The 26,927-nt window shown below is 69.7% G+C and carries 16 protein-coding genes and 1 pseudogene; 12 read left to right on the top strand and 5 right to left on the bottom strand.

Annotated features, from left to right (window positions below):
* Positions 1–2: 2 nt before the first annotated feature.
* Positions 3–6,137, top strand: coding sequence for an RHS repeat domain-containing protein (locus ACZ4TV_RS17825; RefSeq protein ID WP_468135600.1), 6,135 nt, complete (start codon positions 3–5; stop codon positions 6,135–6,137).
* A gap of 604 nt (positions 6,138–6,741) precedes the next feature.
* On the opposite strand, the gene ACZ4TV_RS17820 is transcribed toward ACZ4TV_RS17825, so the two are convergent.
* Together ACZ4TV_RS17820 and ACZ4TV_RS17815 are read right to left on the bottom strand one after the other, a co-directional pair.
* Positions 6,742–7,599: a phosphatase gene (locus tag ACZ4TV_RS17820; RefSeq protein WP_468135599.1), complete on the bottom strand. Its 858-nt coding sequence runs from the start codon at positions 7,597–7,599 to the stop codon at positions 6,742–6,744.
* 56 nt (positions 7,600–7,655) lie between these two features.
* Positions 7,656–8,234: an SACE_7040 family transcriptional regulator gene (locus tag ACZ4TV_RS17815; protein WP_468135598.1), complete on the bottom strand. Its 579-nt coding sequence runs from the start codon at positions 8,232–8,234 to the stop codon at positions 7,656–7,658.
* Positions 8,235–8,347: 113 nt separating this feature from the next.
* On the opposite strand from ACZ4TV_RS17815, the gene ACZ4TV_RS17810 reads away from it, so the two are divergent.
* The 10 genes from ACZ4TV_RS17810 to ACZ4TV_RS17765 all read left to right on the top strand — a co-directional run bounded on the left by ACZ4TV_RS17810 (position 8,348) and on the right by ACZ4TV_RS17765 (position 21,625).
* On the top strand, positions 8,348–9,964 hold the full coding sequence (locus ACZ4TV_RS17810) for a carboxyl transferase domain-containing protein (protein WP_468135597.1): 1,617 nt from the start codon (positions 8,348–8,350) through the stop codon (positions 9,962–9,964).
* Positions 9,965–9,980: 16 nt separating this feature from the next.
* On the top strand, positions 9,981–12,083 hold the full coding sequence (locus ACZ4TV_RS17805) for an acetyl/propionyl/methylcrotonyl-CoA carboxylase subunit alpha (protein WP_468135596.1): 2,103 nt from the start codon (positions 9,981–9,983) through the stop codon (positions 12,081–12,083).
* On the top strand, positions 12,080–13,012 hold the full coding sequence (locus tag ACZ4TV_RS17800; RefSeq protein WP_468135595.1) for a hydroxymethylglutaryl-CoA lyase: 933 nt from the start codon (positions 12,080–12,082) through the stop codon (positions 13,010–13,012). Before ACZ4TV_RS17805 ends, ACZ4TV_RS17800 begins: the two co-directional genes overlap by 4 nt.
* Before the next feature lie 7 nt (positions 13,013–13,019).
* Positions 13,020–14,180, top strand: coding sequence for an acyl-CoA dehydrogenase family protein (locus ACZ4TV_RS17795; RefSeq protein WP_468135594.1), 1,161 nt, complete (start codon positions 13,020–13,022; stop codon positions 14,178–14,180).
* 141 nt (positions 14,181–14,321) lie between these two features.
* A complete protein-coding gene (locus ACZ4TV_RS17790) occupies positions 14,322–15,362 on the top strand; it encodes an ABC transporter substrate-binding protein (protein ID WP_468135593.1) in 1,041 nt (346 codons plus the stop codon).
* Between the two features lie 2 nt (positions 15,363–15,364).
* Positions 15,365–16,327, top strand: coding sequence for a siderophore-interacting protein (locus tag ACZ4TV_RS17785; RefSeq protein WP_468135592.1), 963 nt, complete (start codon positions 15,365–15,367; stop codon positions 16,325–16,327).
* Positions 16,328–16,478: 151 nt separating this feature from the next.
* Positions 16,479–17,969 (top strand): pyridoxal phosphate-dependent decarboxylase family protein, encoded by a 1,491-nt coding sequence (locus tag ACZ4TV_RS17780; protein WP_468135591.1) that lies wholly within the window; start codon positions 16,479–16,481, stop codon positions 17,967–17,969.
* Positions 17,953–19,254 (top strand): lysine N(6)-hydroxylase/L-ornithine N(5)-oxygenase family protein, encoded by a 1,302-nt coding sequence (locus ACZ4TV_RS17775; protein ID WP_468135590.1) that lies wholly within the window; start codon positions 17,953–17,955, stop codon positions 19,252–19,254. Before ACZ4TV_RS17780 ends, ACZ4TV_RS17775 begins: the two co-directional genes overlap by 17 nt.
* Entirely contained in the window at positions 19,251–19,844 is a 594-nt protein-coding gene (locus ACZ4TV_RS17770) for a GNAT family N-acetyltransferase (RefSeq protein WP_468135589.1), read from the top strand. Before ACZ4TV_RS17775 ends, ACZ4TV_RS17770 begins: the two co-directional genes overlap by 4 nt.
* Positions 19,841–21,625: an IucA/IucC family protein gene (locus ACZ4TV_RS17765; protein ID WP_468135588.1), complete on the top strand. Its 1,785-nt coding sequence runs from the start codon at positions 19,841–19,843 to the stop codon at positions 21,623–21,625. Before ACZ4TV_RS17770 ends, ACZ4TV_RS17765 begins: the two co-directional genes overlap by 4 nt.
* 440 nt (positions 21,626–22,065) lie before the next feature.
* On the opposite strand, the gene ACZ4TV_RS17760 is transcribed toward ACZ4TV_RS17765, so the two are convergent.
* The 3 genes and pseudogenes from ACZ4TV_RS17760 to ACZ4TV_RS17750 all read right to left on the bottom strand — a co-directional run bounded on the left by ACZ4TV_RS17760 (position 22,066) and on the right by ACZ4TV_RS17750 (position 26,463).
* Positions 22,066–24,060, bottom strand: a complete 1,995-nt coding sequence (locus ACZ4TV_RS17760; RefSeq protein ID WP_468135587.1) for a VWA domain-containing protein — start codon at positions 24,058–24,060, stop codon at positions 22,066–22,068.
* A 366-nt stretch (positions 24,061–24,426) separates the two neighbouring features.
* Positions 24,427–24,826: pseudogene (locus ACZ4TV_RS17755) on the bottom strand (transposase); the annotation flags it as partial.
* 38 nt (positions 24,827–24,864) lie between these two features.
* A complete protein-coding gene (locus tag ACZ4TV_RS17750; RefSeq protein WP_468135586.1) occupies positions 24,865–26,463 on the bottom strand; it encodes a beta-N-acetylhexosaminidase in 1,599 nt (532 codons plus the stop codon).
* 172 nt (positions 26,464–26,635) lie between these two features.
* On the opposite strand from ACZ4TV_RS17750, the gene ACZ4TV_RS17745 reads away from it, so the two are divergent.
* Entirely contained in the window at positions 26,636–26,911 is a 276-nt protein-coding gene (locus tag ACZ4TV_RS17745; RefSeq protein WP_468135585.1) for a hypothetical protein, read from the top strand.
* The last annotated feature ends 16 nt before the right edge of the window (positions 26,912–26,927 follow it).

Genomic DNA, 26,927 nt, shown 5'->3' with positions numbered 1-26,927 from the left:
CGGTGAAGCCGGTCCGCGCGGGTGGGGCGAAGAAGGCCGATGACGCGGCCGCGACTCCGTGGAAGGCGCCGAAGGTCTCCTGGCCGGCGGCCGGTTCGGCGGAGGTGGACCTGACTCCGGCTCCAGGCCCGGTCTCCAAGTCATTCCTGACGGGCGCCGCTCAGGGGCCGGCCGTCGGCGCCGGCTCGCAGCAGGCGGGCAAGCTCCCGGTCGCGGTCTACGTCGCGCCGGGCAAGGCGGCCGAAGCGCCGTCGAAGGTGAAGGTCTCCATCACCGGGAAGGACGCGGCGCGCAATGCGGGCGTCGACGGTGTCCTGCTGTCGGTGGGCCGCTCGGACGGCGCCGCGCAGTCCGCGTCGGCGAAGGTCGAGGTGGACTACAACTCCTTCCGCGGCGCCTACGGCGGCGACTACGCCTCCCGGCTGAGGCTGGTGGAGCTTCCGGCGTGCGCGCTGACGACTCCCGAGCGCGCGGAGTGCCGTACGCAGAAGCCGCTGGAGACGCGCAACGACACGCGCTCGGGGAAGCTCTCGGCCCAGGTGACGACGCCGGGCGCGGCCACGGCTCCCTCTGCCAAGTCCGCAGGCGTGTCGGCCATGTCGGCCCCCGCCGCTTCGGGCGGCGCGACCGTCCTGGCCGCGACGGCGGGCGACGCGGGTCCGACTGGTGACTACAAGGCGACCTCGCTCCAGTCCTCGGGCTCCTGGAGCTCGGGCGGATCGAGCGGTGGCTTCTCCTGGTCCTACGGAGTCGCGACGCCCTCCGTGCCCGGGGGGCTGGCTCCGCAGATCTCGCTCGGCTACAACTCCCAGTCCGTCGATGGCCGCACGGGCATGTCCAACAGCCAGGGCTCGTGGATCGGTGACGGCTGGAACTGGGAGCCCGGCTTCATCGAGCGCAAGTACAAGCCCTGCAACGACGACAAGACCGGTGGCACCAACACCACCAAGGTCGGCGACCAGTGCTGGTTCAACGACAACGCCACGATGTCGCTGGGCGGCAAGTCGACCGAGCTGGTCTACGAGCAGGGCAAGGGCTGGCACCCGGCCACAGACTCGGGCGAGAAGGTCGAGAAGCTCACCGGCGCCGTCAACGGCGACAACAACGGTGAGCACTGGAAGATCACGACGACTGACGGTACGCAGTACTTCTTCGGCCTGAACCGTCTGCCGGGCTGGAAGGACGCGTCCACACCGACGACGAACTCGGCCTGGACCGCGCCCGTCTTCGGTAATCAGGCGGGGGAGCCCTGCTACAACGCCTCGTTCGCGAGCGCCTGGTGCCAGCAGGCCTGGCGCTGGCAGCTCGACTACGTCGTCGCCCCCGGCGGCGACGCGATGGCGTACTACTGGAAGACCGAGACGAACAACTACGGCCGCAACGTCTCGGAGACCACGGGCACGGCCACGGTCACGCGGTACATCCGCGGCGGCTGGCTCGACCACATCGACTACGGCCTGCGCTCCGACGCCATCTACACCGGCAAGGCGATGGCCCAGGTGCAGTTCGGCGTCAGCGAGCGCTGCCTCACCGCCTGCGGCACCTTCGACGAGGCCAACGCCAAGAACTGGCCTGACTCGCCGTACGACCTGTTCTGCAAGGACGGGTCCACGGAGTGCAAGGGCCAGTACTCGCCGACGTTCTGGTCGCGGATGCGCCTCACGGGGATCCACACCAAGGTCCTCACCGGCGGCGCGTACCAGGACGTCGACTCCTGGACCCTGGACCAGAACTTCCCGCCGGCGGGCGACGGCATATCCACCCCGATGTGGCTGAAGTCCATCACCCGCACCGCCAAGGCGGGCGCCGCCACGGACGTCCCGCTGCCTCCGGTCACTTTCGCGGGTGAACAGCGCCCCAACCGGGTGGACGCGACCGGGGACGGCCTGGCCCCCTACATCCGGCTGCGGATGTCCCAGGTCAACACCGAGACCGGCGGCACCATCGGTGTCACCTACTCCCAGCCCGACTGCGCTCCCACCACGCTTCCCGCCGCGGACGCGACGAACACCAAGCGCTGCTACCCGGTCAAATGGGTGTGGGAGGGCGACACCTCCAAGCTCGACTGGTTCAACACCTACGTCGTCACCCAGATCGTGGAGGGCGACAACCTCGCTGCGACGCCCGACAAGGTGACCTCGTACACCTACGTCGGCGGAGCGGCCTGGGACAAGGACACGAGCGAGTTCACCAAGGCCGAGGACCGCGTGCACTCGGTCTCACGCGGCTATGAACTGGTGCAGACCCGCACCGGTGCCGCCAGTGACCCGAAGACGCTGTCGGAGACCCGCTACTTCCGGGGCCTCGACGGCAAGGAGGTAAAGGACGGCACGGGAACTGCGGTCCTCGACCGGCCCGAGTTCGCCGGCATGGTCCGCGAATCCGCGACGTACGAGGGCGATGACACGAGCAAGCTCGTGAGCGCCTCGTCCAGCACCCCATGGCGCTCGGGCCTCGTGGCGAAGCGGACCCGCCCCGGCCTGCCCGATCTCGTCTCCTACAAGACGGGCACCGAGAAGGAGTCGACCCGCACCACCGTCACCGGCGGCACCCGTACGACCGAGATCAGCCGTCACTTCGACGCCTACGGCATGGTCGACTGGGAGTCGAGCACCGGCGACACCGCCAAGACCGGCGACGAGTCCTGCACCACGACCACCTACGCACGCAACACCACGAGCTGGATCCTGGACCGGCACAGCCGCGTCGAGACCGTCGCGGTGCCGTGCGGATCGCCCGCCGGCGGCCCGGCCGACGTCATCAGTGACACGCGCAGCTACTTCGACAACGGCGCCCTCGGGAGCGTTCCGGGTCCGGGTCTGATCACCAAGACAGAGAAGATCAACGGCAAGGGCGACGGCTACGACACCCAGTCGTCCGTGCCCAGCACCTGCGGCCCGGCCAAGAACGAGCTCTGCTACGACGTGCACGGCCGGGTACTGGCAGCCGCCGACGCCTACGGGAAGGTGACCACCACCGCCTACACGCCGGCCACGGGCGAGCCCGCCACCGCGATGACGGCGACGAACCCGCTGGGCCACGTCGTCACCACGCAGATCGACCCGGTGCGCGGTCAGGCCACGAAGGTCACCGACCCCAACGGCAAAGTCGTCACGACCGCGTACGACGCGCTGGGCCGGGTGACGAAGGTCTGGGTCCCGAACTGGACGGTCGAGGCCAACCCGAACCTGCCGAGCCGCGTCTTCGAGTACACCGTCCGCAATGACGGACCCAACGTCGTCACCTCGAAGTCGCTCACGCACGACTACAAGTACTCCATCGTCCACAGCATCCAGGACGGCCTGCTGCGCGAGCGCCAGACGCAGACCCAGTCGCCCGACCTGGCGGGACGTCTGCTCACGGAGACCTTCTACGACACCCGTGGCCTGGCCTGGCGGAACTCCGGCACGTACTACGCCGACGGTCTGCCCTCACCCGAGCTGGTCACGGGGCAGGAACTCAACTACCCGTCCTCCACCGATACCGTCTTCGACGGCGCCGGCCGGGCGACAGCGGTGATCTCGAAGAAGTTCGGCACCGAGACCAAGCGCGCCACCACCAGCTACACCGGTGACACGACGACGGTCGTCCCGCCCCGGGGCGGCACTGTGACGACCACGGTCACCGACGCGCTGGGTCGCCCGGTCGAGCAGAAGCAGTACACGGACGCGGCCAGGACCACCTCGCACTCAACCCTGTACGCCTACGACAAGCTCGGCCGGCTCGCCCAGGTCACCGACCCCGGCAACGCGAAGTGGACGTACACCTACGACGTGCGCGGCCGCCAGGTCGAATCGAACGACCCGGACAAGGGCGTCACCAAGACCGCCTACGACGTCGGCGACCGCGTCACCGACGTGACCGACGCCCGCGGTATCACCGTGCACACGGACTACGACGAGCTCGGCCGCCCCGTCGCCACCAAGCAGGGCACGACGACGCTGACCTCGCTGGTGTACGACACCGTCGCCAAGGGCCAGCTGACGGCATCGACGCGTTTCGTCGACGGCAAGGCCTACGTGTCCGAGGTGCTGGCCTACAACCACCTCTACCAGCCGCTCGATACCCAGGTCACCATCCCGTCCACGCCCGAGACCGGGACCATGGCGGGCACCTACAGGTGGACCAACACCTACAACATCACGGGCCAGACCCTCACCACCAAGCATCCCGCCATGGGCGGGCTGCCGGCCGAGACGGTCGGCAGCACCTACAAGTCGGTCTCCGGCCTGCTGAACAGCATGGGCGCCGGCACCAGCCGCCTCGTGTCGGCGATGACCTACGACCACTACGGGCGCACCATCCGGCAGGAGCTCGGAGCACTGGGCCAGCGCCTCTACACATCGAGCGAGTACGACGAGCACACCGGAGCCCTCACCCGCGCGTCCACCGACCGCGATGTCGCACCCCAGCGGATCGAGGACACCAAGTACACGACCGACCCGGTCGGCAACCTGACCTCGATCGCCACGGCGTACGGCCAGGACGCGCTCCGCACCACCGACACCCAGTGCGTCAACCTGGACGCCCTGCGCCGCATCACCCAGGCCTGGACCAACACGGGCGAGACCTGCGCGGCTTCTCCGTCGGCCTCCGTCATCGGCGGCGAGGACCCGTACTGGACGACGTACACCTACGACTCGGTCGGCAACCGCAAGACCGAGACCAAGCACAAGACCGCCTCGGGCCCGGCCGCCGACACCGTCCGCACCTACGCTGCGCCGACGGCCGGCAAGCACGACCTGCCGAAGGTCACCCAGACCGGCACCAACCCCCACGAGGAAACCTTCACCTACGACGCCTCGGGCAACACCAAGACCCGCAGGAGCGGCACCGGCGAGACCCAGTACCTCGACTGGGACGCCGAAGGACACCTCAAGTCCCTCGTGCAGGGCACGACCACGAACTCGTTCGTCTATACGGCCACGGGTGAGCGTCTGCTGCGCAAGGAGAAGGACGCCACCACGCTCTACCTGCCCGCGGGCAACGAGCTGAAGCTCGACAAGGCCGGCACGATCACCGGGACCCGCTACTACGGCGACGTCGCGATGCGCACGGGTGGCAAGCTCACCTTCACCCTGGCCGACCACCACAAGACCGGCACCAGCCAGATCACCGCTGACGCGACCCAGACCGTCACCCGGCGCAAGACGGGCCTGTTCGGCGAGGCGCGCGGCACGCAGCCCACGACCTGGACGGGCGAGAAGACCTTCGTCGGAGGCACGAAGGACAACGACAGCGGCCTGACCCACATCGGCGCCCGCGAGTACGACCCCCTGATCGGCCGATTCATATCCGTCGACCCGATCATGGACCTCAAGGACGCCCAGCAGCTCCACGGCTACACGTACTCTGCCAACAACCCCTTCACCTTCTCCGACCCCGACGGCCTCAAGTACTTCGAGGGAGACAGCGACGGCGGCTTTCAGTCGGCGCCCCAAAGCGTCGTCAGTGCAGCCACAAAGTACCGTCGCTACGGGGAGAACCGACCCAATTGGAACCACGGCCGAATCAAGAAAGCACTCCAGACCGCAAAGACTGGCGGCTGGCTGCCCAAGGAAGACATCATCCTACTCTCGAAGGATTTGCACCGCGAGTTCACTTTGAACACGCGCTGGCCGAATTCATGGCACAAGCAAGGGCAGCCTCCGTGGGCCGCACATCCGGACGCGGAGGGATCCGACCCTATGCGTCTGAATCTTGCAGAAACGACACTGTGCGCCGAGAGCCCTTTGCAATGCATAAAAGCGGAGGAGGTGATGTCGTGGGCATGGGACGTTTCAGCCGCGGAGCTCGGGGACGAGAACATCGACAACAACGCCTATCGACACGCCCTCTGGCAGGGGCGCATGACGGTAGAGTTCGGCGCCAAGAAGGCTGAAATGTGGGCTGAAGCTCACGAGGCGTACTATCCGTACGCGGAGCAGCGCGATCACATAGCCGATCTCTACAACAATGTGCGCGGTAGGGCGATCGGGGAGGAGATCAAGGAACAGGCACTGAAAGAGCGCCGACTCCCGTTTATGTGGCTCGAATCGAAGAAATATCAGCCGCTCATCTCAAAGGCCAGGCAGTTCGCCTCCTCCGATCAAATCGCGCGATACGACGACTTCGACTTCGACCTATCCGCCTTCTAGCCTCGAGAGGAATCGTGAAACGCTTCTTTCGACACCCGGCGGCCTGCATTCTTTTACTTGCGGCAGCCTTCACCGTCACCTCATGCGGATCAGACCGGAAGGATGCGGAAACACTCACACGGGAAGACATTTCCGGAGCCTGGGAAAGCAACAAAGGCGGCCGAATCACGTTCATGGATGACGGATCGGTCTCGTTCAGTAACGTGACACAGGATCCATATTGCGTTCCGGCCAATCTCCGAAAGTCTCCCCCTCGTAAATCTGGTGACGGGACATGGGTATTCGATACCCTCCCGGATGAACATCCGGGTGTCCGCATCCAATTTGCGACAGGGGAAGAGCGGCCGGCATCCTGCGCGCTATACGCAATTTGGGTGGGGGTGCGACCTTACAGTCGAATGTACCTCCGTCAGGATGACGCCGGGGCAGAGCATTACGACAGGGTTTCTGTGCTCAACGAGACAACGAATAACAGTAAATTCAGCAACTGATTTCTTCCTGGGTCCCGGCTCGAGTGAGAGCGGGGACCCAGGCATCACGCCACGAGAAGCCCCGCCGGAACCACCGGCCGGGGCTTCTTTGCGCTGTCCGCCTGGTTACGCCGTCAGCGCAGCCCCGCCGCGGCCAGCAAGTACGCCACCAGCGGGTCGTAGAAGCGCGGGTCGCGGACGTGGTCGTCCAGGGGGATCGCCACCTGGAGGGTGCCTTCGGCTTCGCCGAGGAAGAGGGCCGGGTCGTTGCAGTCGGCGTAGCCCACCGCGTCCAGGCCACGCTGCGCCGCGCAGCCCGCCCAGCCGTGGTCGGCTACGACCAGGTCGGGCTGGGGGCGGTTCGAAGCCGTCAGCCCGTCCAGGATGGCGGCCATCGGCTCCGGCGAGTGGGTGTGCCACAGGGTCGCGCCCCGCTCCAGCACCGCGACGTCCGCGAACTGCCACACCGAGCCCTCGTCGGCCGTCAGGCCCGAGGGGATGACGACGATCTCGCAGCCGGCGGCGCGCAGGGCCGCCGCTGTGGCCCGGTGGACGTCCAGCAGCCCGCCCGGGTGCCCGGTGGCGAACAGCACGCTCTGCCGGTCCAGCGCCGCCTTCCGCAGCCGCGCCGCCAGCCGGTCCAGGCCGGCCACGGTCAGCTCCGGGTCGATGGTGTCCTGGCCGTACCGGAAGCCGGGGTCGTCCACGACCCCGCACCGCTCCGCCATCACCGCGAGCACGTCCTGCTCGTCCGTCCAGCGGTCGCCCAGCTCCAGGCCGAGCCAGTAGTGCCGGTCGCCGTTGGCGAGCTTGCGGTAGTGGCTGAGGTTGTTCTCGCGCGGGGTCGCGACCTGCCCCGCGATCCGCGTGCGGACCAGGTGGTCGATGAGTTCGGCGCGGCTCGGCGCCCCAAGGGCTCCAAGCGCTCCCAGCGCCCCAAGCGCTCCAACGGACTGGTCGGACGTCTCTATCGGCTTCGGCATACGGGCCATTCTGCCGCCGTCCGGGCGGAGGCGGCGCGTCCATTCGGATCGCCGCGCGCGCCGGATCACGCCGACAGCGCCCCGAAGGCCCCGTGCGCGAGCCGCCGCAGCAGCGACTCCGTCGCCTCCCGCCCCAGGGCCGCCAGGTGCGGGGTGGAGTTGAGCAGGCCGAAGACCGCGTGCACGGAGACCCGTACCTCCGCCTCGACCACCTCCGGGTGCAGTTCCCGTACGACCTCCACCCACAGCTCCACGTACTGGCGCTGCAGCTGCCGTACGAGCTTGCGGTCGGCCTCCCGCAGCCGGTCGAGCTCCCGGTCGTGCAGGGTGATCAGCGCCCGGTCGTCGAGCGCGAAGTCGATGTGCCCGTCGATGAGGGAGGACAGCACCCGGGCCGGATCGCCCGCCGCCTGCGCCACCCGGTGACGGCCGCCGGTCAGCAGCCGTTCGCTGATGCCGACCAGCAGCTCGGCGAGCATGGCGTCCTTGCCCGCGAAGTGCCGGTACAGGCCGGGGCCGCTGATGCCCACCGCGGCCCCTATCTCGTCGACGCCGACGCCGTGGAAGCCGCGCGCGGCGAAGAGACGAGCGGCCTCACTGAGGATCTGCTCGCGACGGGTGGGGGCGGCCGCTCTGGTGCTCATGGGAAACCATTCTAGACAGGGCCGTTAGCGGTCGTTAACCTAAGCCCCAGAACACGTTAACGCTCACTAACAGCGTGTACCGAGCAAGTGGAACGAGCAAGGGAGCTCGACCGATGCAGCAGGCACCAGTGCTGACGAGCGCCGCGGACCCGGCGTCCGAGGCCTGGCGGACCAACGAGGCCGCCCACCGCGAGCTGACCGAGGGCCTGCGCGCCCGGCTCGACGCGGCCCGGCTCGGCGGCGGCGAGAAGGCCCGCGCCCGCCACACCGCCCGCGGGAAGCTCCTTCCGCGCGACCGCGTGGACACCCTCCTCGATCCCGGATCCCCCTTCCTGGAGCTGGCCCCCCTGGCCGCCGAGGGCATGTACGGGGGCGCGGCCCCGGCCGCCGGAGTCATCGCGGGCATCGGCCGGGTCAGCGGCCGCGAATGCGTGATCGTCGCGAACGACGCCACCGTCAAGGGCGGCACGTACTACCCGATGACCGTCAAGAAGCACCTCCGCGCCCAGGAGGTGGCCCTGGAGAACCGTCTCCCCTGCCTCTACCTGGTCGACTCCGGCGGCGCCTTCCTCCCCATGCAGGACGAGGTCTTCCCCGACCGGGAGCACTTCGGCCGCATCTTCTACAACCAGGCGCGCATGTCGGGCGCCGGCATCCCGCAGATCGCCGCCGTCCTCGGCTCCTGCACGGCGGGCGGGGCGTACGTCCCGGCCATGAGCGACGAGGCCGTGATCGTCCGCGGCCAGGGCACGATCTTCCTCGGCGGTCCGCCGCTGGTGAAGGCCGCGACCGGCGAGGTGGTCACGGCCGAGGAGCTCGGCGGCGGCGAGGTCCACTCCCGGACCTCCGGCGTGACCGACCACCTCGCGGAGGACGACGCGCACGCGCTGCGGATCGTACGGAACATCGTGGCGACCCTGCCGGACCGCGCGGCCCTGCCCTGGTCGGTCGAGGCGCCGGAAGAGCCCAAGGTGGACCCGTACGGGCTGTACGGCGCGGTTCCGGTCGACTCGCGCACCCCGTACGACGCCCGCGAGATCATCGCGCGGATCGTGGACGGGTCCCGCTTCCAGGAGTTCAAGGCGGAGTTCGGGCAGACGCTGGTCACCGGCTTCGCCCGGATCCACGGTCACCCGGTCGGGATCATCGCCAACAACGGCATCCTGTTCTCCGAATCCGCCCAGAAGGGCGCCCACTTCATCGAGCTGTGCGACCAGCGCGGCATCCCGCTCCTCTTCCTCCAGAACATCTCGGGCTTCATGGTCGGCCGCGACTACGAGGCCGGCGGCATCGCCAAGCACGGCGCCAAGATGGTGACGGCCGTGGCCTGCACCCGGGTGCCGAAGCTGACGGTGGTGGTCGGCGGCTCGTACGGCGCGGGCAACTACTCCATGTGCGGGCGGGCGTACTCTCCCCGGTTCCTGTGGATGTGGCCGAACGCCAAGATCTCCGTGATGGGCGGGGAGCAGGCCGCGTCCGTCCTCGCGACGGTCAAGCGCGACCAGATCGAGGGCGCGGGCCAGGAGTGGCCGGCCGAGGACGAGGAGGCCTTCAAGGCCCCGGTCCGCGCGCAGTACGAGGAGCAGGGCAACGCCTACTACGCCACGGCCCGGCTGTGGGACGACGGGGTCATCGACCCGCTGGAGACCCGGCAGGTGCTGGGCCTGGCCCTGACCGCGTGCGCGAACGCCCCGCTGCACGACTCCGCTTTCGGCATCTTCCGTATGTGACGTGAGGACCTCACTGATGTTCAGCACTGTTCTGGTCGCGAACCGGGGCGAGATCGCGGTACGGGTCATCCGCACCCTGCGGCAGCTCGGCGTGCGGTCCGTGGCCGTCTTCAGCGACGCGGACGCGGACGCCCGCCACGTACGGGAGGCCGACACGGCCGTCCGGATCGGCCCGGCGGCGGCCGCCGAGAGCTACCTGTCGGTGGAGCGGCTGCTCGACGCCGCCCGGCGGACGGGCGCCGAGGCGGTCCACCCCGGCTACGGCTTCCTCGCGGAGAACGCGGCCTTCGCCCAGGCCTGCGCCGACGCCGGACTGGCCTTCATCGGGCCGCCGGCGAGCGCCATCTCCCTGATGGGAGACAAGATCCGCGCCAAGGAGACCGTGAAGGCGGCGGGCGTGCCCGTGGTGCCGGGCTCCTCGGGAAGCGGCCTGTCGGACGCGGAACTGGTCGCGGCCGCGGCCGAGATCGGCATGCCGGTGCTGCTGAAGCCCTCGGCGGGCGGCGGCGGCAAGGGCATGCGGCTGGTCCGCGACGGGGCGGTGCTGGCCGAGGAGATCGCCGCGGCCCGCCGTGAGGCGCGGTCCTCCTTCGGCGACGACACCCTGCTGGTCGAGCGGTGGGTGGACCGGCCGCGGCACATCGAGATCCAGGTGCTGGCGGACGCCCACGGGAACGTGGTCCACCTCGGCGAGCGCGAGTGCTCGCTGCAGCGCCGCCACCAGAAGGTGATCGAGGAGGCGCCGTCGGTCCTGCTCGACGAGAAGACCCGCGCGGCGATGGGCGCGGCGGCGGTCGACGCGGCCCGCTCCTGCGGGTACGTCGGGGCGGGCACGGTGGAGTTCATCGTGCCGGGCGGGGACCCCTCCTCGTACTACTTCATGGAGATGAACACCCGCCTCCAGGTCGAGCACCCGGTGACGGAGCTGATCACCGGGCTGGACCTGGTGGAGCTCCAGCTCCGGGTCGCGGCCGGCGAACGGCTGGGTTTCGACCAGTCCGACGTCACCCTGACCGGGCACGCGATCGAGGCGCGCGTCTGCGCCGAGGACCCGGCGCGGGGGTTCCTGCCGTCCGGCGGTACGGTCCTCGCGCTGTCGGAGCCGTCGGGCGGGGCGGTCCGTACGGACTCCGGGCTGACGGCGGGCGTGCCGGTGGGCTCGACGTACGACCCGATGCTGTCGAAGGTCATCGTCCACGGGCCCGACCGCGCGGCGGCCCTGCGCATGCTGCGGGGGGCTCTCGCCGACACGGTGATCCTGGGCGTCCAGACCAACGCGGGTTTCCTCCGGAGGCTGCTGGCCCACCCGGATGTCGTCTCCGGCGACCTGGACACGGGCCTGGTCGAGCGCGACCTGGCCGAACTCCTGCCGGAGGGGGTCCCAGCGGAGGTGTACGCGGCGGCAGCCCTGCTGGCGCAGGGAACCGGGGCTCTGCCCCGGACCCCGGTCCGGGGTCGCCGGACGGGCTGGGAGGGATGGGTCGACCCCTTCGGGGTGCCCAACGGCTGGCGCCTTGGCGGGACGCCGGCGTGGACGGTGCACCACTTCCGCCTGCCGGGCGAGGACCCGGTAGCGGTCCGCACGCGCCCCCTGGGCGCGGACTCCGAGCTGCTCATTTCCGACGCCGCCGGCGCAAACCCAGCCTCGCCGGCGTTTGAGGCGCGGGCGTCTGGGGGCAGCGCCCCCAGCGCACCGGCCCGCGGCCGGATCGCGGCCCGCACCACCGACACCGTCACCGTAGAACTCGACGGTGTCACCCACCGCTTCAGCCACGCCACCTCCCCGGAGGGGATCTGGCTCGGCCGCGACGGCGACTCCTGGCACGTCCAGACCCACGACCCGGTCCAGGCGAACCTCAGCGGCGCCGGACGCGGCGGGGCCGACACCCTCGCCGCCCCCATGCCCGGCACCGTCACCGTCGTGAAGGTGGCAGTCGGCGACAAGGTGACGGCCGGGCAGAGCCTCCTCGTCGTCGAGGCCATGAAGATGGAGCACGTCATCTCCGCCCCGCACGCCGGCACCGTCACCGAACTCGACGTCGCACCCGGCACCACGGTCGCCATGGACCAGGTCCTGGCCGTCATCACCCCGGAACCGGAAGAGGAGGCGGCCGGATGAACGGGCTGCCCATGACCGTCCCGGCCCCCGGCCTCCCGGCCCGGGTCCGCATCCACGAGGTCGGCGCCCGCGACGGGCTCCAGAACGAGCAGGGCACCGTCCCGACCGCCGTCAAGGCCGAGTTCGTCCACCGACTCGCCGCCGCCGGGCTGAGCACCATCGAGGCCACCAGCTTCGTCCACCCCAAGTGGGTGCCCCAGCTGGCGGACGCGGAACAGCTCTTTCCGCTGCTCTCCGACGTCGATGCGGCGCTCCCGGTCCTCGTCCCCAACGAGCGCGGCCTGGACCGGGCGCTCGCCCTCGGGGCCACCCGCATCGCCGTCTTCGGCTCGGCCACCGAGACCTTCGCCTCCCGCAACCTGAACCGCACGGTCGCAGAGTCCCTCGCCATGTTCGAGCCGGTCGTGGCCCGTGCCAAGCAGGAGGGGGCCCATGTCCGCGGCTATCTCTCCATGTGCTTCGGCGACCCCTGGGAGGGCGCCGTCCCGGTCCCCCAGGTGGTCTCCGTGGCCCGGGCGCTGCTCGACCTCGGCTGTGACGAGCTGAGCCTCGGCGACACGATCGGCGTCGCCACCCCGGGCCACGTCCAGGCCCTGCTCACCGAGCTGAACGAGGCCGGCGTCACGACCGACCGTATCGGCGTGCACTTCCACGACACCTACGGCCAGGCCCTCGCCAACACCCTCGCCGCACTCCGGCACGGGGTCACCACCGTCGACGCCTCCGCAGGCGGCCTCGGCGGATGCCCGTACGCGAAGAGCGCCACCGGCAACCTCGCGACCGAGGACCTGGTGTGGATGCTCGACGGCCTCGGCATCGAGACCGGGGTCGATCTGGCCGCCCTCACCGCCACGAGCGTGTGGATGGCCGAACAGCTGGGACGCCCCAGCCCCTCCCGTACCGTCCGCGCCCTCTCCCACAAGGAGTAGTCACACCATGTCCCTCGACCACCGGCTCACCCCCGAGCACGAGGAACTCCGCCGCACCGTCGAGGAGTTCGCGCACGACGTCATCGCGCCGAAGATCGGCGACCTGTACGAGCGGCACGAGTTCCCGTACGAGATCGTCCGCGAGATGGGCCGCATGGGCCTGTTCGGCCTGCCCTTCCCGGAGGAGTACGGGGGCATGGGCGGCGACTACCTCGCCCTCGGCATCGCCCTGGAGGAGCTGGCCCGCGTCGACTCCTCGGTCGCCATCACCCTGGAGGCCGGGGTCTCCCTCGGCGCCATGCCGATCTACCTCTTCGGCTCCGAGGAGCAGAAGCGTCAGTGGCTGCCGAAGATGTGCTCCGGCGAGATCCTCGGGGCCTTCGGTCTGACCGAGCCCGGCGCGGGCTCCGACGCCGGCGGCACGCGCACCACGGCGGTCCGCGAGGGCGACGAGTGGGTGATCAACGGCTCGAAGTGCTTCATCACCAACTCCGGTACGGACATCACCGGTCTGGTCACGGTCACCGCCGTGACGGGGCGCAAGGCCGACGGCCGCCCGGAGATCTCCTCGATCATCGTCCCGTCCGGCACCCCGGGCTTCACGGTGGCCGCCCCCTACTCGAAGGTGGGCTGGAACGCCTCGGACACCCGTGAGCTGTCCTTCGACGGCGTACGGGTCCCGCTGGCCAACCTGGTGGGCGAGGAGGGCCGCGGCTACGCGCAGTTCCTGCGGATCCTCGACGAGGGCCGGATCGCGATCTCCGCGCTCGCGACCGGTCTGGCGCAGGGCTGTGTGGACGAGTCGGTCAAGTACGCCAAGGAGCGGCACGCCTTCGGCAAGGCGATCGGCGACAACCAGGCCATCCAGTTCAAGCTGGCCGACATGGAGATGCGCGCCCACATGGCCCGTATCGGCTGGCGCGACGCGGCCTCCCGGCTGGTCCTCGGGGAGCCGTTCAAGAAGGAGGCGGCGATCGCCAAGCTGTACTCCTCCACGGTCGCCGTCGACAACGCCCGTGAGGCGACCCAGATCCACGGCGGCTACGGGTTCATGAACGAGTACCCGGTGGCGCGCATGTGGCGGGATTCGAAGATCCTGGAGATCGGCGAGGGCACCAGCGAGGTCCAGCGCATGCTGATCGCCCGTGAGCTGGGCTTCTCCGCCTAGCCGCAGGGCTCGTACGGACGCCGGCGGGACAGAGGGGGCCCAAGAACTTAGGGCCCCCTTACCTTTTCCAGCCAAGGTTAGGCTAACCTTCCTTCCGAACGGCTCAGTGGCCGCCCGGCACGCACGAAAACGGAAACCGACATGCCCAAGTCCCGAACCTCCTCCCTCACCCGTCGCGGATTCATCGCGGCGGGCGGCGCCCTCGGCCTCGTCGCGGCGCTCGCCGCGTGCGGCGGCACCGACTCGGCGAAGGGTGACGGCAAGGACAAGGGCGCCGCGTCCTCCGGCTCCTGGACCTTCAAGGACGACCTCGGCAAGGACCCGATCACCCTCCCGTCCAAGCCGAAGAACATCGTCGCCTTCACCGGCACCGCCGCCGCGCTGTACGACTACGGGGTCCCGGTCAAGGGCGTGTTCGGCCCGACCAGGACCGCCGACGGCAAGGCCGACGTCCAGGCCGGTTCGATGGACATCTCCAAGGTCGAGATCCTCGGCAACGTCTACGACGAGTTCAACGTCGAGAAGTACGCGGCCCTCCAGCCCGAACTGCTCGTCACCAACACCTGGGACGGCAGCTACTGGTACGTGCCGGAGGCCTCCAAGGACAAGATCCTGAAGCTGGCCCCGGCCGCCGCGATCGGTGTGGGCGGCAACGTCACCATGGACAAGGCGCTGGAGCGCACCGCGGAACTCGCCAAGGCCCTGGGCGCCGACATGAACGCCAAGGCCACCGTCGACTCCAAGGCCCGCTTCGAGGCCGCCGCCGCGAAGGTGCGCGAGGCCACCAAGGCCAACCCGGGCGTCAAGGTGCTCGCCGGATCCGGCTACCCGGACGTCTTCTACGCCTCCACCCCCGACACCTCGGCCGACCTCAAGTACTTCAAGCAGCTCGGCGTCGAGTTCGTCACCCCGGACAAGCTGGACGAGGGCGGCTTCTACGAGAGCCTCAGCTGGGAGAACGCCGGCAAGTACAAGGCGGACGTCATCCTGCTCGACAACCGGAGCACTGCCCTGCAGCCCGAGACCCTGAAGAAGGAGAAGCCCACCTGGGCCGAGCTCCCCGCGGTCAAGGCCGGCCAGGTCGCCCCGCGCGTCACCGAGCCGATCTACTCGTACGACAAGTGCGCCCAGATCCTGGAGGACCTCGCGAAGGCCATCCAGAGCGCCAAGAAGCTCGGCTGATCATGACCGTCACCGCGTCCGAGGACACCGGGTCCGACGACACCGGGTCCGACGACACCGGGTCCGGCGACACCGCGTCCGACGACACCCCGGCCGTCACGCACTTCCGGTTCTTCGAGCTCGAAGTGGTCCGCACGCGCCGCCTCGGCCACTCCTTCCTGCGGGTCACCTTCGGCGGTGAGTCCCTCGCGGACTTCCGCTCGGGCGGCTTCGACCAGAGCCTGTCGCTCTTCCTGCCCCCGTCCGACCGGGAGCACACCGTGCTCCCGTCCACGGACGAGGACACCTGGTTCGCCGCCTGGCGCGGGATGCCGGACGAGGAGCGGCCGGTGATGCGCTCCTACACCGTGCGCGAGCAGCGCCGTACGCCCGGTGGCGCGGACGAGGTCGACATCGACTTCGTCCTGCACGGGGACTCGTCCCCCGCATCCCGCTGGGCGGGTCGGGCGGTCACCGGCCGCCGGATCCTGGCGATCGGTCCGGCCGTCGCGCAGAACAAGTCCGTACGGTTCCAGCCCCCGGCCGCCACCGACGCGATCTGGATGTACGCGGACGAGACCGCCCTGCCGGCCGCGGCCGCGATCCTGGACCGGCTGGCCGCCGGGACCCGGGTCCGGGCCTGGTTCGAGGTCCCGCACGCGGACGACCGGCTCGCGCTGACGACCCTCGCCGACGCGGACATCACCTGGATCGTGCGCGAGGGCGCGGGCCGGGAGCGGACCGAGCAGGTGCTGAGCGCGTTGCGCTCGACCGAACCGGCCACGCCCGAAGCCCCGTACGCCTGGCTGGCGGGCGAGGCGGGCACCGTGCGCGCGGTGCGCCGCCACTTCGTGCGGGAACGGGGCGTCGACCGTCGCGCGGTGCGTTTCACGGGCTACTGGAGGCTCGGAGCGAGCGAGGAGCAGCTCCTCGCCGAGGCGTACGCGGGCCAGGCACCCAGTGAGGAATGCACTTCCGAGCTGTAGTCAACTGACGCAGCAGATAAGCGATTTAAGCGATTTGAGAGATGGGCCCCGGCGGGCAAGCCGGGGCCCATCTCTGTTTTGCGTTCAAGTTAGGTTAGGCTAACCTAACTACATCCCCCCGCCCCCGCTCCCCTTGCCCGGAGGAAAGTTGATGCGCTCGCATCTGCTGAACGAGACGACCGCGGACCTCTACCGGCGTGCCGTCACCGAGGGCGTCGAGCGTGTCGCCGCCAAACTCGCGACCACGCAGCGGCCCCACACCGGTATATCCGTGGACGAACTCGCCCCGGTCATCAACGGGATCGACCTGGACAAGCCGCTCGAAGACGCGGCCGCCGTCCTGGACGAGCTGGAGGACGTCTACCTGCGCGACGCCGTGTACTTCCACCACCCGCGCTACCTCGGGCACCTCAACTGCCCGGTCGTCATCCCGGCGGTGCTGGGCGAGGCGGTCCTCTCGGCCGTCAACTCCTCCCTCGACACCTGGGACCAGTCCATCGGCGGCACGCTGATCGAGCGCCGCCTCATCGACTGGACCGCCCAGCGCATCGGCCTCGGCCCCGGCGCGGACGGCATCTTCACCTCCGGCGGCAGCCAGTCCAACTTCCACGCGCTGCTCCTCGCCCGTGACGAGGCCTGCCGCCTCGTGATGAAGAAGGAGCTGGACCGGGGCCGCGCGCTCACCAAGGCCGAACTGCTCCCGAAGCTGCGCATCTTCACCTCCGAGGCCAGCCACTTCAGCGTGAAGAAGTCGGCCGCCATGCTCGGACTCGGCTACGAGGCCGTCATCGCCGTCCCGGTCGACCGCAACCGCCGGATGGACACCGCGGTGCTCGCCCTGGAACTGGAGCAGTGCGCCGCCGAGGGCCTCTTCCCGATGGCCGTCGTCGCCACCGCCGGCACCACCGACTTCGGGTCCATCGACCCGCTCCCCGCGATCGCCCGCCTGGCCTCCGAGCACTCCGCGTGGATGCACGTGGACGCCGCGTACGGCTGCGGACTGCTGGTCTCCCCCACCCGCCGGCACCTCCTCGACGGGATCGAGCACGCCGACTCGGTCACGGTCGACTACCACAAGTCCTTCTTCCAGCCGGTCAGTTCCAGCGCGATGCTGGTGCGCGACCGCGACACGCTGAAGCACGCCACGTACCACGCGGACTACCTCAACCCGCGCCGGATGGCCGAGGAGCGCATCCCCAACCAGGTCGACAAGTCCATCCAGACGACGCGCCGCTTCGACGCGCTCAAGCTCTGGATGACCCTGCGCGTCATGGGCGCCGACGGCCTCGGCTCGCTCTTCGACGAGGTCATCGACCTGGCCGCCGCCGGCTGGGACATCATCGACGCCGACCCGCGCTTCGAGGTCGTCGTCCGGCCCCAGATCTCCACCCTCGTCTTCCGCTACCTGCCGGAAGGCGACGTCCGCGGGGACCTGGTCGACGAGGCCAATCTGCACGCCCGCAAGGCCCTGTTCGCCTCCGGTGAGGCCGTCGTCGCCGGCACCAAGGTGGACGGCCGGCAGTACCTGAAGTTCACCCTCCTCAACCCGCAGACCACGACGGCCGACATCACCGCCGTCCTCGACCTTCTCGCCGCACACGCCGAGCAGTTCCTGGGAGAATCCCTTGCCGTCCACCGTTAAGCCCCACGACTTCATCGGCATCGGCCTGGGTCCCTTCAATCTGGGACTCGCCTGCCTGACCGCACCGATCGACGAGCTCGACGGGCTCTTCATCGAGTCGAAGCCGCACTTCGAGTGGCACGCCGGAATGTTCCTCGACGGCGCACACCTGCAGACGCCGTTCATGTCGGACCTGGTCACCCTCGCCGACCCGACCTCGCCCTTCTCCTTCCTGAACTACCTGAAGGACCAGGACCGCCTGTACCCCTTCTACATCCGGGAGAACTTCTACCCGCTGCGGGCCGAGTACAACGACTACTGCCGCTGGGCCGCCGACCGGCTCGACAACGTCCTGTACTCCACCTCCGTCACCGAGGTCACCTACGACGAGCGGGCCGGGCTCTACGAGGTCCACACCGACAAGGGCGAGACCCACCTGGCCCGCCGCCTGGTCCTGGGCACCGGCACCCCGCCCTTCGTCCCGGAGGCCTGCGCCGGACTCGGCGGCGACTTCCTGCACAACTCCTCCTACATGCGGCACAAGCCGGAGCTGCAGAAGAAGAAGTCGATCACGCTGGTCGGCTCCGGCCAGAGCGCGGCCGAGATCTACTACGACCTCCTCGCCGAGATCGACGTGCACGGCTACCAGCTGAACTGGGTCACGCGCTCAGCGCGGTTCTTCCCGCTGGAGTACACGAAGCTGACGCTGGAGATGACCTCCCCCGAGTACGTGGACTACTTCCACGCCCTCCCCGAGGACACCCGCTACCGGCTGGAGACCCAGCAGAAGAACCTCTTCAAGGGCATCGACGGCGACCTGATCAACGCCATCTTCGACCTGCTCTACCAGAAGAAGATCACCATGCCGGGCTCCGTCCCGACCACTCTGCTGACCAACACCTCGCTCAACAGCTCGGCGTACGACACCACCACGGGCATCTACACCCTGGGGCTGCGCCAGGAGGAGCAGGAGCGGGACTTCTCCCTCACCACCGAGGGGCTGGTCCTGGCCACCGGCTACAAGTACCGCTTCCCCGAGTTCCTCGCCCCCGTGCGCGACCGGCTGAACTTCGACGGGCACGGACGGCTGGACGCCGCCCGCAACTACACCGTCGACACCACCGGCCGCGGGGTCTTCCTGCAGAACGGCACGACCCACAACCACTCCCTCACCTCGCCCGACCTGGGCATGGCCGCGTACCGCAACGCGTACATCATCGGTGAGCTCCTCGGCCGCCAGTACTACAAGGTCGAGAAGTCCATCGCGTTCCAGCAGTTCGCAGTCCCGGAAGGCACGCACGTATGAGCACCACCACCACCGAGATCGTCCACAGCCGCACCGACGCGGCCCTCGGGACCTTCTCGATCCGCCCCCTGGACCCCTTCGCCGACGCGGAGCTGCTCCACGGCTGGGTCACGCACCCCAAGGCCGCGTTCTGGATGATGCAGGACGCCTCGCTGCCGGACGTCGAACGCGAGTACATGAGGATCGCCGCGGCCGAGCACCACCAGGCCTTCATCGGCCTGCACGAGGGCCGCCCGGCCTTCCTGATGGAGACGTACGACCCGAGCCGGCTGGAACTGGTCGGCCTGTACGAGGCCCGGCCCGGCGACGTCGGCATGCACTTCCTCGTCGCGCCCAGCGACCGGCCGGTGCACGGGTTCACCCGCGCGGTCATCACCACCGTCATGACGGCCGTCTTCGCCGACCCGGCGACCGAGCGCGTCGTGGTGGAGCCGGACGTCCGCAACACCGCCGTGCACGCCCTGAACGAGGCCGTCGGCTTCGTGCCCGAGCGCCCCATCCGGAAGCCGGAGAAGGAAGCCCTGCTGAGCTTCTGCACCCGCGCCCGCTTCGAGGCGGCCACCGGCATCACGAAGGAGCTCTCGATATGAGCCTCGCCGACGCCGTCTCCCACCTCTCCCCGGAGCTGTGGGCCCGCGCGAACCGCGCGCTGGTCCGCAAGGCCCTCGCGGAGTTCTCCCACGAACGCCTGCTGACCCCGGAGCCGCTGGGCTCCGGCCGCTACCGCGTCCTCAGTGACGACGGTGCGGTGGAGTACCGGTTCGAGGCCGTCCTGCACGCCCTCGACCACTGGGCGGTGGACGAGGCCTCGATCACCCGCCACCAGGACGGCGCCGAGCTGCCGCTGGACGCGCTCGACTTCCACATCGAGCTCCAGCAGGCCCTGGGCCTGAGCGCCGAAGTCCTGCCGGTCTACTTGGAGGAGATCTCCTCCACCCTGGCCGGCTCGGGCTTCAAGTACACCAAGCCGCAGGTCCCCGCCGCCGTCCTCGCGAAGTCCTCCTTCCAGGACATCGAGACGGGCATGACCGAGGGCCACCCCTGCTTCGTGGCGAACAACGGCCGCCTCGGTTTCGGCGTGCACGAGTACCTCTCGTACGCGCCGGAGACGGCGAGTCCGGTCCACCTGGTGTGGGTGGCGGCCCGCAAGGACGTCTCCACCTTCACCGCCGGCGCGGGCCTGGACCACGACACCTTCATGCGCGCCGAACTGGGCGACGGGACGATCTCGGCCTTCTCCGCCAGGATGACCGCTCTCGGCCTGGACCTGGCGGACTACCACCTCTTCCCGGTCCACCCCTGGCAGTGGTGGAACAAGACCACGGTCACCTTCGCCGCCGAGATCGCCAACCGCCGCCTGGTCCTGCTGGGCGAAGGCACGGACGCGTACCTGGCGCAGCAGTCGATCCGCACCTTCTTCAACACCAGTGCCCCCGGGAAGCACTACGTCAAAACGGCCATCTCGGTGCTGAACATGGGCTTCATGCGGGGCCTGTCGGCCGCGTACATGGAGGCCACCCCGGCCATCAACGACTGGCTCCACCAGCTGATCGAGTCGGACCCCGTGCTCAAGTCCGTCGACTTCTCGATCATCCGCGAGCGGGCGGCGATCGGCTACCGCCACCGGCAGTACGAGCGCGCCACGGACCGGTACTCCCCGTACCGCAAGATGCTGGCCGCGCTGTGGCGCGAGTCCCCGGTCAACTCCCTCCGGGGCGAGGAGCGCCTGGCCACCATGGCCGCGCTCCTGCACGTAGACGCCGAGGGCAGGTCCTTCGTCGGCGCCCTGATCGAGGAGTCCGGCCTGACCCCGGCCGAGTGGCTGCGCCACTACCTCCGGGCCTACCTGGTCCCCCTCCTGCACTGCTTCTACCAGTACGACCTCGCGTACATGCCGCACGGCGAGAACACCATCCTCGTCATCGAGGGCGGCGTGGTGAAGCGGGCGATCTTCAAGGACATCGCCGAGGAGATCGTCGTCATGGACCCGGACGCGGTGCTGCCGCCCGCGGTCGAGCGGGTCCGGGCGGACATTCCGGAGGACATGAAGCTGCTGTCGGTCTTCACGGACGTCTTCGACTGCTTCTTCCGCTTCCTGGGCCCGATCCTGGCGGCGGAGGGCATCTGCGAGGAGGACACCTTCTGGCGGGCGGTCGCCGACTGCGCCCACGCCTACCAGGACTCGATGCCGCAGCTCGCGGAGCGCTTCGAGCGGTACGACCTCTTCGCGGAGGAGTTCCAGCTGTCCTGCCTGAACCGCCTCCAGCTGCGGAACAACAAGCAGATGGTCGACCTCGCCGACCCGTCCGCCGCACTCCAGCTGATCGGCACCCTCAAGAACCCCGTCGCACGGTTCGCCGCGCGGCGGTGACGAGGGGGGCGGGCGGCCGATACGGTCCCTCGGCCGCCCCCCCCCGCCTCTCGGGGCTCCGCCCCGAACCCGCGCCTCCAACCCCGGCGAGATCGCTGAGCCGTTGATCCCACCGTCGAAGGTGCGGGCACAGGGTGGCGGAACACCGGATACGCCTGATGAGTCCGGCCCAGTCAGCACGTTCATCCGTACTTCGATGGACAGATGGGCGGCCGGTGCGCCGAAACGGGAATCTCGGCACCTTCGGGGCGACGTCCGATGGGTGTCGGCGTAGGGAGGAACTACCCCGCCGCGGGCGCGCGGCCGAGGGCGGCGGCTCGCTTCGGTTCAGGCACGGAGTTCGGTGAGGCGCCGCTCATTCCTGCGCAGCGGTCATGACCCGGCATGACCGCACCGACGGCCCGCCCATTCGGGCGGGCCGTCAGCAGGGCGTGCGGGCGTCAGCCCTTGTGGATGACGATCGATCCGCCCCCGAGGGCGGTCGTCGGGTCGGCGTCGGGCGCCGAGCCGATCTGGTTGTCATAGACGAGGGTGTCGTCCGCGGTCTTCCACACCCTCATCCGGAACGTGTCCGGCGTGCCATCGGTTGCGGTGAGCATGAACGAGTACCCGGCGGCGCCGTTGACCGTACCCGTGCCCTTGAAGATGGCCTTGTCACCGGCGACGACCAGCCACTGGTAGTCGGCGGAGTGGAAGTTGAGATTCCCGGCCTTGAACTGGAACTCGGTGCTGCCGGTGGGTACGGTCGCACCCTTCTTGTACTTCGACACGAAGCCGAAGTTCGCGCGCCCGGTGGCCCCCGGGTCGGCCGGGTAGGCGCCGGCCGGCGAGGTGATCCAGCCGCCGCCGGTCACGAAGCCGCCGTTGGGGTCGTACACGACGACGAAGCCGCAGTGCTGGGTGTCGGACCCGCCGTCGTCGTCCGTGACGGTGACGGCGATGTCGTAGATGCCCGCGGCCGCGTACTGATGCGTGCTGCCCACGGGGGAGCTCACGCCGGGCGCCTCGGTGGTGGTCCCGTCGCCCCAGGCGACCGACATCGTGTGGGTGTCGAGCGTGCCCGGATCGGTGAACGTACCGGCGAAGGAGACGTCGGTGTTCACCGCGTGGGGGTCGATGGGACAGGTGGTCAGGGTGAGGTCCGGGGCGACGTTCTTGACCGTCACGGTGGTGGAGTCGTCGTCCGTGAGGCCGTTGTCGTCCGTCACGGTGAGCGTCACGGCGTCGCCGCCGTCGTCCAGACCGTTGTACGTGGCCACCGCCGCACCGGCGTTCGCCAGGGATCCGACGCCGGCATCGGCACCGCTCCAGGCGTACGAGACGACGGTGCCGTCCGGGTCGTGGCTGGCGGAGCCGTCGAGCGTCACCGCAGAGCCCTCGTCCACGGTCTTGTCGGGGCCGGCGACGGCGACGGGCGGCAGGCAGTTGACGGTGACGACGACCTTCGGGAAGGCCACGGCGGCGTTCTGGTCGTCGTGGTAGACGACGGACTTGTTCACGTCCAGCGGCCCGCAGGGGGCGCCGCGGTGCTTCACCTGGTAGGTGATCTCCAGGTTCTCGTCCCCGAGATCGGCCCGGGACCAGGTGAATCCGTCGGCGGTGACGTTGTTCACGGCCGATCCGGCGAGGTTCGCGGTCACGGTGCCGGCCACGAGTTCCCAGGGCGCGTCGAGCGTGACCGCGATGGACGGGTGGGTGGCGCCGGGCACCACTACCGCCTCGACGATCGCCTTCAGGAGGGTGTCGAGGTTGCCGAAGTCACCGGCCGAGAAGGTGTTGTCGGAGCCGGGGCCGCTGGCGATGACCTCCAGAGTGGCCTGCTGGATCCCTCCGCCGACGCCCACGGCGAAGACGGTGGCCTTGCCCTGCAGGGCGGCGGCCTCGGCGGCCGTGTTGCCGCTGGTCGCCTCGCCGTCGGTGATGACGATCACCAGCTGGTTGCGGGCGGGGTTGTCCGCCCCCATGACGACGTTGGCCTCGGCCAGGCCACAGGCGATGCACGTGCCGGTGTTCTGCTTGGGGTTGGTGTCGATGGCGTTCAGGACGGCGTTCTGGTCGCCGCTGAGCGCGCTGACCGGCGGTGTCACGCCGTCGGCGAATCCGACGACGCCGACCCTGCCGCCGTTGGTGAACAGGCCGTGGGCCGCCACGCCGTTGACCACGCTCTTGGCGAAGTCCTTCAGCTGGCCCCACTCGGTGGCGTCGATGCTGCCGGACTCGTCGAGCACGAGGACCAGGTCGGTCGGTGTCGACTGGGTGCTGGACTCGCCGTCGAGTTTCAGCTTCACGGTGGAGGTGCCGTACCGGGCGACGGCCGTGGGGCTGGCCGAGGCGTCGGGCACGGGCGCGGCCGAGGCGCTGGGCGCCAGGGCGACCATGCTGGTCAGGGCGAGGGCCAGGACCGCGAGTCCGGCCAGGAGAGCCCGTACATGCATGGGTATGCGCACACGCGTCGATAACGCGTTCATTGATTCCCCCCTAGGAATCCAAGCAGCGAGACGGGCACGCCGATGTGCCCGGCTCCGCCGTTGTCCGAGCACGGAGCGTGTCGACTCGAGCTCCGTACGTCAAGGGGTCGCACAGATCGGACATGCGTACGCGTCCCTGGCCTGGGAAGAACCGTCGGTTCCGGACGGATGGCCTCCGCGCCGTCGACTCAGATCGGAGTTCCAGCCCAGGGTGTCGGCCTCCTGTGCCAGTTGCTCGCCTTTGGCCTGCACGGCTTGTAGCAGCGCACGCTATGTCGCCGAAGAAGACGTGGCCGTGCTGCGCCAGTCCGTGCAGGTGGAGGAGCTCGTCATGCGGGCTATGCGGACGCCGATCCGCTTGCCGCGGAGCCATTTCCGCAGGTGGGGAACATCGTGGGCCTCGTCGGCGTGCAGGCGTTGAGGCTTGGAGTGGCGGCCGCGATGGGGGTCGTGTCTCGCTTCAGGGCTTGGCTGTCGTGGGTGTTGGCGGCCGAGAGGCCGACAACGAGGGGCAGCCCGTTCGCGTCCGACAGGACGTGCATCTTGGAACCCGGCTTGCCCCGGTCCACAGGGCTCGGACCTGTGAGTTCGCCCCTTTTCGGCCCTCACGTGGGCGGAGTCGAGGAACTGTCGACTTCGATATCCCGAAACACGGCGGCAGAGCCCGCCAGGCACACCCGCTGACCAGCACGTAGACGATCGCCGCGAACCAACTCCACGTACCCCGCCCCATGAACGACTCAGCGACCGCCTCACCACATAGGACACGGTCTAAGACCACGGCACCTCCGGTGAGCGGAAGAAGCCGATGCCCTGGGCGTCCAGCCGAGGCGCCTGTGCGGCCAGGCGGCGGCTGTACGAGGCCCAGTCGAGCGAGCCCGCCGGCGACCAGCCGAGCTCCGCCAGGCCCAGGACCCGCGGGAACGCCATCAGCTCCCAGTCGCCCCGCGTCGCGACGTTCTCCGTCCACAGCGGCGCCTCCACGCCCAGGACGGAGGACTCTGGGACCCCGGCCCCGGCCAGATAGGCCCCCGGGTCCCAGGAGTACGCCCGCGACACCGGGACGAAGCCGGCCCACCCCAGCCCCGGCTTCGTCTTCGCGTCGTACTTCATGTCCAGGTACAGCCGGTCCGCCGGCGACAGGATCACCGGGTGCCCCGCCTTCGCCGCCGCCGCCACGGTCGCCTTGTCCGCGGCCGAGGTCTTGTCGTGGCCCCAGTACTGGAGCACCGCCCCCCGCGCCGGCCGCGCCGCCGCCAGCTGGTGCCAGGCCACCACCGTCTTGCCGTGCCGTGCCACCACCGCCTGCGCCCGGTCCATGAAGGCCGCGTAGTCCGCCGCCGGCGTCACGTGCGCCTCGTCGCCGCCGATGTGCAGGTAGCGGCCCGGCGTCAGCTCCGCCAGCTCGCCGAGCACCTCGTCGATGAACTCGTACGTCCGCTCCTTGCCGACGCACAGCGAGCTGAAGCCCACCTTGGTCCCGGTGTACCGCGGCGGGGCCTTCCCGTCGCAGTTCAGCTCCGCGTAGGAGGCGAGCGCCGCGTTCGTGTGGCCCGGCATGTCGATCTCCGGGACCACGTCCACGTACCGCTCCGCCGCGTACGCCACCAGCTCCCGGTAGTCCGCCTTGGTCCAGTGGCCGCCGGGGCCGCCGCCGACCTCGCTGGCGCCCCCGTACTGCGCCAGCCGCGGCCAGGAGTCGATCGCGAGGCGCCACCCCTGGTCGTCGGTCAGGTGCAGGTGCAGCGCGTTGACCTTGTACTGGGCGAGCTGGTCCACGTACCTCTTCACCTGCTCCACCGTGAAGAAGTGCCGCGCGATGTCGACCATGGCCCCCCGGTAGGCGAAGCGCGGCCGGTCGGTGACCGTCCCGCCCGGTACCGTGCCGGGACCGGTCACGGGCACCAGCTGCCGCAGCGTCTGCCCCGCGCGGAACAGCCCGGCCGGTGTGCGCGCGGTGAGGGTGATCCCGCTCGGGCCGGACTCCAGCCGGTAGCCCTCGTCCCCCAGCCCTTCGGCCCGCTCGTCGATGCCGAGCCGGATCCCGTCCCCCTGCGCCCCGTCGACCACCGGCAGCGGCAGCCCGCTCGGGCCGCGCAGCTGCTCCGCGAGGAGCTCGCCCACCCGGCGGACCTCCTCGCCCGCGCCCCGGCCCGTACGGATGACCGTGCCCGGCCCGAAGGAGTACCCGGGGCCGGCGGCGCGCGCGGCGGCCGGGGCGGGCAGGAGCCGTTCGAAGGGGGCGAGGGCCGCGGGCGGGTCGTCGCCGGGACGGGCGTCGTCACCGCGGGCGGCGGTGCAGGCCGTGGTCAGGGCCGGGGCCGCGCCGAGGACGAGGAGGGCGCCGAGCGCGCGTCGCAGGACTCTCATGCGCACAGGTATAGGCCAAGGCGACCGTCCTGGCCGGAGAAGGAATCCCTGACGGGCGGAAATCATCCGAAGGAGGTCATACGGAGCACTTCCCTGGTCCAGACCAGGGAGATCCTGCCCGGAATCGGGCAGGATTTTTGCGTTCGACGCCATGAGCCGCCAGTATCTACGCGTGCTCGATCGCCGTCCGTCGCATGACGACCTCGTTGACCACCTGGTGCGCAGCACCGCGCTGCCGCGCGGCGAGGCCGCCCGGGTGGTACTCGACGTGCTCGCCTATTTCGACGAGACGACCGAGGAGTTCGTCCGCCGCCGCCACCGGGAACTGCAGTCCGGTGGAGCGGTCAACGCGGAGATCTTCGAGCGGATCGCGGCCGAGCTGCCGCACCGCGCCGTGGCGCCTCCGGAGCTGTCGCTCCGGCAGCTGCGCCGCATCGTCTACGGCTGAACCGGCGGCCGCGGGT

The sequence above is a fragment of the Streptomyces sp. NPDC028910 genome (genome assembly GCF_055564955.1).
This window is presented reverse-complemented; position numbering and strand designations above follow the sequence as displayed.

Coding starts and splice junctions, on each gene's coding strand:
- ACZ4TV_RS17820 (WP_468135599.1), bottom strand. CDS start 7,599: ATGGCCCGTATGCCGAAGCCGATAGAGACGTCCGACCAGTCCGTTGGA.
- ACZ4TV_RS17815 (WP_468135598.1), bottom strand. CDS start 8,234: ATGAGCACCAGAGCGGCCGCCCCCACCCGTCGCGAGCAGATCCTCAGT.
- ACZ4TV_RS17810 (WP_468135597.1), top strand. CDS start 8,348: ATGCAGCAGGCACCAGTGCTGACGAGCGCCGCGGACCCGGCGTCCGAG.
- ACZ4TV_RS17805 (WP_468135596.1), top strand. CDS start 9,981: ATGTTCAGCACTGTTCTGGTCGCGAACCGGGGCGAGATCGCGGTACGG.
- ACZ4TV_RS17800 (WP_468135595.1), top strand. CDS start 12,080: ATGAACGGGCTGCCCATGACCGTCCCGGCCCCCGGCCTCCCGGCCCGG.
- ACZ4TV_RS17795 (WP_468135594.1), top strand. CDS start 13,020: ATGTCCCTCGACCACCGGCTCACCCCCGAGCACGAGGAACTCCGCCGC.
- ACZ4TV_RS17790 (WP_468135593.1), top strand. CDS start 14,322: ATGCCCAAGTCCCGAACCTCCTCCCTCACCCGTCGCGGATTCATCGCG.
- ACZ4TV_RS17785 (WP_468135592.1), top strand. CDS start 15,365: ATGACCGTCACCGCGTCCGAGGACACCGGGTCCGACGACACCGGGTCC.
- ACZ4TV_RS17780 (WP_468135591.1), top strand. CDS start 16,479: ATGCGCTCGCATCTGCTGAACGAGACGACCGCGGACCTCTACCGGCGT.
- ACZ4TV_RS17770 (WP_468135589.1), top strand. CDS start 19,251: ATGAGCACCACCACCACCGAGATCGTCCACAGCCGCACCGACGCGGCC.
- ACZ4TV_RS17765 (WP_468135588.1), top strand. CDS start 19,841: ATGAGCCTCGCCGACGCCGTCTCCCACCTCTCCCCGGAGCTGTGGGCC.
- ACZ4TV_RS17760 (WP_468135587.1), bottom strand. CDS start 24,060: ATGCATGTACGGGCTCTCCTGGCCGGACTCGCGGTCCTGGCCCTCGCC.
- ACZ4TV_RS17750 (WP_468135586.1), bottom strand. CDS start 26,463: ATGAGAGTCCTGCGACGCGCGCTCGGCGCCCTCCTCGTCCTCGGCGCG.